Below are 6,856 nucleotides of genomic sequence, written 5' to 3' on the forward strand. Positions count from 1 at the left end.
AATATTAATGATTGTTAATAAAAATAAATTTTATTTCTTCTGTATGAGTGAAAAATAAACTGATGTACACTCTTTTTGCTGAATAAAAAATGAGTAACTATAATCATGAAAAAAATGCTTTTAACCCTTCCAATTGTAATTTCACTTGTCGGTTGTACAGCAGCCACAACACAACCTTCTGCATCACCCAAAACACAACTTTATTTTAATGGTGATATTATTACGATGGTGGGCGAGCAACCACAATATGCACAAGCAATATTAGTTGAAAATGGAAAAATTTTATTTGTTGGTTCACTGGATGATGCAAAGAAAATTACATCAAATAGCCAAAAAATAGATTTACATGGAAAGACTCTGTTACCAGGCTTTATTGATGCACATGGGCATGCCTTTAACTCTGGTGTTCAAGCAATTGGAGCCAATCTTTTAGCTCCTCCCGATGGTAAAGTGACAGATATTCCTTCGCTTATTCGGACATTAGATCAGTGGGAAGAAGATAAGAAAAATATAGTGGGTAAATATCAATGGATTGTTGGCTTTGGCTATGATGATGCACAATTAAAAGAGCAGCGTCACCCAACTGCCGATGATTTAGATAAAGTTTCAACAGAACATCCTGTGGTGGTAATACATCAGTCAGGGCATTTAGCTGCAATGAATCATAAAGCCCTAGAATTGGCAGGATATAATGAAAAGTCTCAAGATCCAGCAGGGGGTAAAATAAGACGAGAGCCGAATTCAGAGAAACCAAATGGGGTTCTTGAAGAAATGGCTTTTTTTATGCCTCTCATGAAGATGATGTCCAAATTAGACCAACAAGCAAATGAGCAGATCGCATTAGCTGGTGTTAAGTCATATCTACGATTCGGTTTCACGACGCTTCAAGAAGGGCGAGCAACAAAAGAAGCATGCGATACATGGAAAGCTTTGGGTGAACAAAAAAGGTTAGTTGTTGATGTCGCATGTTACCCTGATATTCAAGCACAATTGCCTTATATGGAAACGGTTGGGGTCCAGAGAGATTACACCAACCATTTTAGAGTAGCAGGTGTTAAATTATCCTTAGATGGGTCGCCACAAGGGCGTACAGCGTGGTTGACACAACCTTATAAGCAACCTCCAGAAGGACAGCAAAATAATTATGTTGGCTATCCAGCGATTCCTGATGAAAAAAATGTGGAACAACTCGTAGAAACTGCATATAAGAATCATTGGCAGCTTTTAGCTCATACCAATGGGGATGCTGCTTTAGAAGAATATTTAAATGCTGTGAATAAAGCAGCAGACAAATATGGGAATGATGATCGCAGAGCAGTCGCGATTCATGCACAAACAGCTCGTTATGATCAACTGGATCGTATGAAAGCGTTAAAAATTATCCCTTCCTTCTTTGCTATGCATACTTATTATTGGGGAGATTGGCATCGAGATGTGACCCTTGGGAAAGAACGTGCTTATCGTATTTCACCAGGGCAAACCGCATTAAATAAAGGCATGATTTTTACGCAGCATCATGATGCTCCAGTCGCTTTGCCGAACAGTCTTATGATTCTGTATGCAACGGTAAATCGGGTGAGCCGTTCTGGTGATGTGATTGGCCCAAATGAGCGTGTAAGTCCTTATAATGCTTTGCGTTCAATTACGAGTTGGGCGGCATACCAGTATTTTGAAGAAGATACTAAAGGAACACTGGAAAAAGGGAAACTAGCTGATTTTGTTATACTTGATCAAAATCCTTTAAAGATTGAGCCACTTCAAATCAAAGATATAAAAGTTATTCAAACAATTAAAGAAGGTAACACCGTATATATGGAATGATATTCCACGATGGATGTCATTTGTATATTAATGTGGATGTATTTTTCAGAATATACCCAAATGATTGAGAGATGATTGTGATGTTTAGATAAGTCGGTTGATAAAGATAAACCTCGTTCCACTATAGAATAATGGAGCGAGGTTTTGTTCTTTGATGATGCTAATTATTTGATTTTTTTGAAAATAAAATCATTAATTTTGTGACCTGATTCGAGACCACGACGTTCGAATTTAGTCACTGGACGCCATTCAGGGCGAGGGTAGCTATTGCCTTTACCTGCTAGATTTTCTAGATTAGGACGATGATCTAAAACGTCAAGCATCCATTCTGCATACGGTTCCCAGTCAGTTGCAGCGTGAAATGTACCTCCAAGCTCTAACTTTTGTTCAACCAGTTGCATACGCTCGTGAATCACAAAACGACGTTTAAAGTGACGTTTTTTCTGCCATGGGTCTGGGAAATAAAGCTGTATACAGTTAATGCTATTGTCTGGCATTTCACGTAGTACTTGGATCGCATCTGCATCGAGTACAAACAAGTTCTTTAAACCAGCCATACCGACTTCATACACACATTGTGCGATACCAGGAATATGCACTTCAATCCCGACAAAGTTACGCTCAGGATTTGCTTTTGCCATTAACATTAAAGAACGACCCATACCAAAGCCGATTTCGACTGTTAATGGGCGCTCAGGGTGTTCAAAGTGTTGACGTAAATCACCAACAGGATATTCCAAAATTAAATCACGATAATCTTCTAAAGCAGTACGTTGTGAAGTATTGAGCGGAGCTGAACGACGCATAAACGTCACAATTTCACGGTGCTCTGGCAAATTGTCGAGTTCCGTAATTTGCATTTCTAACTGATCGTTTGACATGATTCTGGAGATATAAAGATAGAAATGCCGTATTTTAAGTGTTCAGGTGGTCAAGTCAAATGTTTAAATGACTTTATTTAAGGGTTCATTTTTTTGATTGCCTAAAACTTGTAAAAAATTCTTCATGTCGTTGTCACACAGATTGAATAGCCTAATGTCGATTTGAACATTAAGTAAAAAATTTATGAAAAACTTTAAATTCCATTCGATTGCAGTTTGTTTAGGATTGTTGGGTGCATCTTCGATATTTTCTGTGGCACATGCGCAGCTCATGTTTAGCCAGTATATTGATGGCAATAGCAATAAAAAGGGATTAGAAATTTATAATCCAGATGCGACATCGGTTAACTTGGCTGATTATGAGATCCAACAGTTTAATAATGGCACGACATTGAAGCCTTTGGTTTTTCCTTTAGAAGGGAACCTTAAAAGTAAGGGACGCTTTCTAGTTGGACATGCTGCCTTACAAATTGAGCTAGGTGATAAGGTTAATCAAGTCGCTGGATTTACGTTTAATGGCGATGATGCAATATTATTAGTTTATAAAGGGAAAGTGATTGATCGTTTTGGACGATTAGGTGAACAACCTACATCAGGCGGTTGGGGAACAACTACCATCAGTAAAGCGAATAGTTTTACTCGCTTGCAAACGGTCAATCCTGTAACTGAAATTGATCCAACAACAGCATTTGATTTAGATGGTTCATGGCGTGCATGGAAGGATCGGAATGATTTTTCAAATATAACAGGTTCAGCAACAACACCTCCTATCAGTGAAACAGTGAGTTGCTCTAGTACGGACACCGCGATTGCAGATTTAAATAATAAAGCAACTCAAGGGCAAAACTATACGCTACGTGGTGTGATCACTGCGGATTATCGTTATGAAAATGGTTTTTCGGGTTTCTATATTCAAACTGTTGATAGCAAAGCCAAAGCAAATTTGAGTAATGCGATTTTTGTTTATATCCCAGCGAGTAGCTCAGTTAAAGGCGGAAAAGTTGGAGATGAGGTGATCCTACGGGGGCGTTTGACTGCGTATCAAAACCAATTACAGATTGATCAGTTACAGCAAGATATTTTGACCTGTAATTCTAATGCTGCAAGTCAAGTGCAGCCTAAAAGCGTTGATTTACCATTTAATAGTTTGACTGAGTTAACTGCAAATTCACCGCAACTTTATCAAGGGATGTTGGTGAAACTGCCACAGACTTTAACCATCAGTGAAAACTATAACTATGGTCGCTTCGGTGAGCTGTCACTAAGTAAGGAGCGATTGTTCATTCCGACTAATTTATATCCACCTTTGTCCGCTGAGGCAAAAGCACTTGCACAGAAAAATTTGTTATCAAAGATTATTTTGGATGATGGCTATAACAATCAGAACAGAACACCTTGGTTGCCGCAGAATTTTAGTGCAATAAATAGTTTGCGCTCAGGCGATCAACTTAAAAATGTTGAAGGGATTTTAGAATATCGCTTTAATGGTTGGCGTATCCAGCCTATACAAGGGCGTAGCCTGCCAGAGGTTGTGAGCAATACTCAATCGAGACAGAATGTTGCAGTGAAAGATACCAAGCTGATTCGTGCAGCAGCATTCAATGTCTTGAATTATGATAATGGTAAAACAGGTTTCCCTACTGAACGTGGTGCAACGAGCCAAGCTGAGTTTGATAAACAACATCGTAAAATTATCAAAGCATTAAAGGCAATTGATGCGGATGTGTATGGTTTGATGGAAATCGCAAACAATGGCTATGATAAAAATAGTGCAATTGCATATTTAACCCAAGCTTTAGGCACTGATTGGAAATATGTGATTCCTGAAAATCGAGATCGCTTGGGAACGGATGTGATTGCTGTTGCTATTATTTATAACAGTAAACGTGTAAAACCTATTAATAAACCAGTTATGCTTGATTTAGGTGATAAGAATAGAACAACGATTGCGCAAACTTTCCAACCGATTTCTGGAAAGCAAATGTTTACGATTATTCCAAATCATTTGAAATCTAAGGGGTGTACTGGCGTTGATACTCAAACAACAGATGCTGATCAAAAAGACGGGCAAGGTTGTTGGAATCCAACACGTGTGAAAGCTGTCGAACAATTGGTTCAATGGATGGCGAAAAACCCAACGCAAGTCGAAAAGCCAAATATTTTACTTTTAGGTGATATGAATAGTTATGCCAAAGAAGACCCAATTCAAGTCTTTGAAAAAGCGAATTATAAAGTCTTGTTAAATGACAAAGTGGTAGGGCAAGGCGAGCAAGCTTATAGTTATGTGTTTGGTGTAGCAAGTAATGCTGATGGTTATGGCGGTGCAGGCAATTTAGACCATGCAATTGCCGATGCAAATCTATATAGCAAAGTAAAAAGAGCATTTGCTTGGCACATCAATGCCGATGAACCAACCGTTTTAGATTACAACGAAGAATATAAAACGGATGCGCAGAAAGCATTATTTTTCTCCGAGGATGCTTATCGTTCTTCAGATCATGATCCTGTGATTGTTGATCTTGATTTGAATGATGCTGAAAATGGCCCATCTATTTCAAACGCTTCAGCGGGTAGTTTTGGGTGGTTATCCATCTTAGGGTTATTCGGTTTAGCAAGTTATTCGCTTTATTCAAGAAAAAAACGCTGATCTATACAAAAAAGAGAGGAGTGTAGGTATTTTCTATACTCCTTAAAAATCTGATCTGTTTGAACAGGATATATACGATGATAATAAAAAGTTGACATAAGACTACTTGCAAAATCATGTAATTTCACTAATAGTCAGATGATTAAGTATTTTTTACTTTTTTTGACAAATTTGTGGAAACATATTTTGCAAATTAACGTAAAGCGATTTAGAACATAAGAGTTAGATAACAAGGATCACACATGAAGTTGTATTATTCACCTGGTGCTTGCTCATTGGCAGCACATATTATTTTAAATGAAATAAATGTAGATTTTGATTTAGAACGCGTTGATCTAAGAACACATAAAACCTCTAAAGGGGCTGATTATTATGAAATTAATCCAAAAGGTTATGTTCCAGCTTTAGAGATTAACCCAGGTTTGATTTTGACTGAGAACGTTGCGATTTTACCGTTTCTAGCTCAGCATGATCCGAAGCAGGATTTAATTCCACCGTCAGGGATGGGACGTGCCAAAGTTCTTGAATGGTTGGGATATTTAAATTCAGAGTTGCATGACGCCTATGCTGTTTTCTTTAGTGGGCAATTAACTGCTGATGAAAAAATCAAAGCTTATGCTGAAGTTGATCGTTTGCTTAAATATATTGATAATTATTTAGCTGAATCAGAATATGATTATTTAGTTGATGATAATTTTGGACCAGCAGATGCGTATCTATTTGTAATTACAAATTGGTCAAATCATATTGAACATGACTTAACACCTTATATTCATATTATCGCTTTACGGAATAAAGTGGCTGAACGTCAGTCTGTACAAATTGCGATGCGTGATGAAGGATTACTTGGTTAAATTTTCGCTGCATAAAAAAGCCTCTGTGATCAGAGGCTTTTTTATCTCAACAAAAAATTATTGTTGCGCTTTTTCTTTTACATCAGCAGCGCCGTTTTCAACCGCACCAGCAACTTTAGCGGTTGCATCACGTGCAGCAGCCTCGGTTTTTGCAGCAGCTTCAGCAGTCGCCGTTGCGGTATGATCAGCAGCAGCATCAATCTGATCAGCAGCAGTCGTTACAGCAGTTGTAACATCACTTGTCGCAGCTTCAGTTGCAGTTTTCATGTCAGCAGTTGCTTGGTCAGCAGCATGCTCTAAGTGTTCACCCGTTGTTGCGCCTGTTTCAGGTGCTTTATCTTTATTACAGCCTACAAGTGCAACAGTAGCAGCGAGACCTAATGCAACAAGTAATTTATTCATTTTCATGTTTCCTTTTCTTTGTGGCATCCAATAGGTATGGATAGCGAAAATATAAACATAAACTGTATGAATAATAAAGTTGAAAATTTGTTGATAACTTGTAAAAACACGCACTTACATTTGGAAATGTAAATGCGTAGACATGTTTTAGATCGTTTTAAAGCCCAGATCGAATCATATAATCAAAAGCAGACAACGATGCTTTCGCGCCTTCACCTGTGGCAATGATGATTTGTTTATAAGGCACGGTG

General features: G+C 38.1%; 5 protein-coding genes and 1 pseudogene. 3 read left to right on the top strand and 3 right to left on the bottom strand.

The genetic code is table 11. The features are described from left to right. Positions 1-105 precede the first annotated feature (105 nt). Positions 106-1,821, top strand: a complete 1,716-nt coding sequence (locus tag MMP60_RS06385; RefSeq protein ID WP_241335489.1) for an amidohydrolase — start codon at positions 106-108, stop codon at positions 1,819-1,821. Between the two features lie 164 nt (positions 1,822-1,985). Here the strand turns inward: MMP60_RS06385 and trmB are convergent, their stop codons facing one another. Continuing rightward, entirely contained in the window at positions 1,986-2,702 is a 717-nt protein-coding gene (trmB, locus tag MMP60_RS06390; RefSeq protein ID WP_241335490.1) for a tRNA (guanosine(46)-N7)-methyltransferase TrmB, read from the bottom strand. A gap of 184 nt (positions 2,703-2,886) precedes the next feature. Here trmB and MMP60_RS06395 point away from each other — a divergent pair, with 184 nt between their 5' ends. Beyond that, positions 2,887-5,349, top strand: a complete 2,463-nt coding sequence (locus MMP60_RS06395; protein ID WP_241335491.1) for an ExeM/NucH family extracellular endonuclease — start codon at positions 2,887-2,889, stop codon at positions 5,347-5,349. A 242-nt stretch (positions 5,350-5,591) separates the two neighbouring features. Then, positions 5,592-6,203 carry a glutathione binding-like protein gene (locus MMP60_RS06400; RefSeq protein WP_018678897.1) on the top strand — a complete coding sequence of 204 codons (612 nt, stop codon included), beginning with the start codon at positions 5,592-5,594 and terminating at the stop codon, positions 6,201-6,203. Between the two features lie 57 nt (positions 6,204-6,260). Here the strand turns inward: MMP60_RS06400 and MMP60_RS06405 are convergent, their stop codons facing one another. Continuing rightward, positions 6,261-6,605 (bottom strand): hypothetical protein, encoded by a 345-nt coding sequence (locus tag MMP60_RS06405; RefSeq protein WP_241335492.1) that lies wholly within the window; start codon positions 6,603-6,605, stop codon positions 6,261-6,263. A gap of 157 nt (positions 6,606-6,762) precedes the next feature. After that, a pseudogene (locus MMP60_RS06410) lies at positions 6,763-6,856 on the bottom strand (pyridine nucleotide-disulfide oxidoreductase); the annotation flags it as partial.

This window comes from Acinetobacter sp. ANC 4805, from assembly GCF_022549495.1.
Lineage (GTDB): Bacteria > Pseudomonadota > Gammaproteobacteria > Pseudomonadales > Moraxellaceae > Acinetobacter.

What these genes read in the sequence shown, in the direction of transcription:
- trmB (WP_241335490.1), bottom strand. Translation starts at nt 2,702, where the DNA reads ATGTCAAACGATCAGTTAGAAATGCAAATTACGGAACTCGACAATTTG.
- MMP60_RS06385 (WP_241335489.1), top strand. Translation starts at nt 106, where the DNA reads ATGAAAAAAATGCTTTTAACCCTTCCAATTGTAATTTCACTTGTCGGT.
- MMP60_RS06395 (WP_241335491.1), top strand. Translation starts at nt 2,887, where the DNA reads ATGAAAAACTTTAAATTCCATTCGATTGCAGTTTGTTTAGGATTGTTG.
- MMP60_RS06405 (WP_241335492.1), bottom strand. Translation starts at nt 6,605, where the DNA reads ATGAATAAATTACTTGTTGCATTAGGTCTCGCTGCTACTGTTGCACTT.
- MMP60_RS06400 (WP_018678897.1), top strand. Translation starts at nt 5,592, where the DNA reads ATGAAGTTGTATTATTCACCTGGTGCTTGCTCATTGGCAGCACATATT.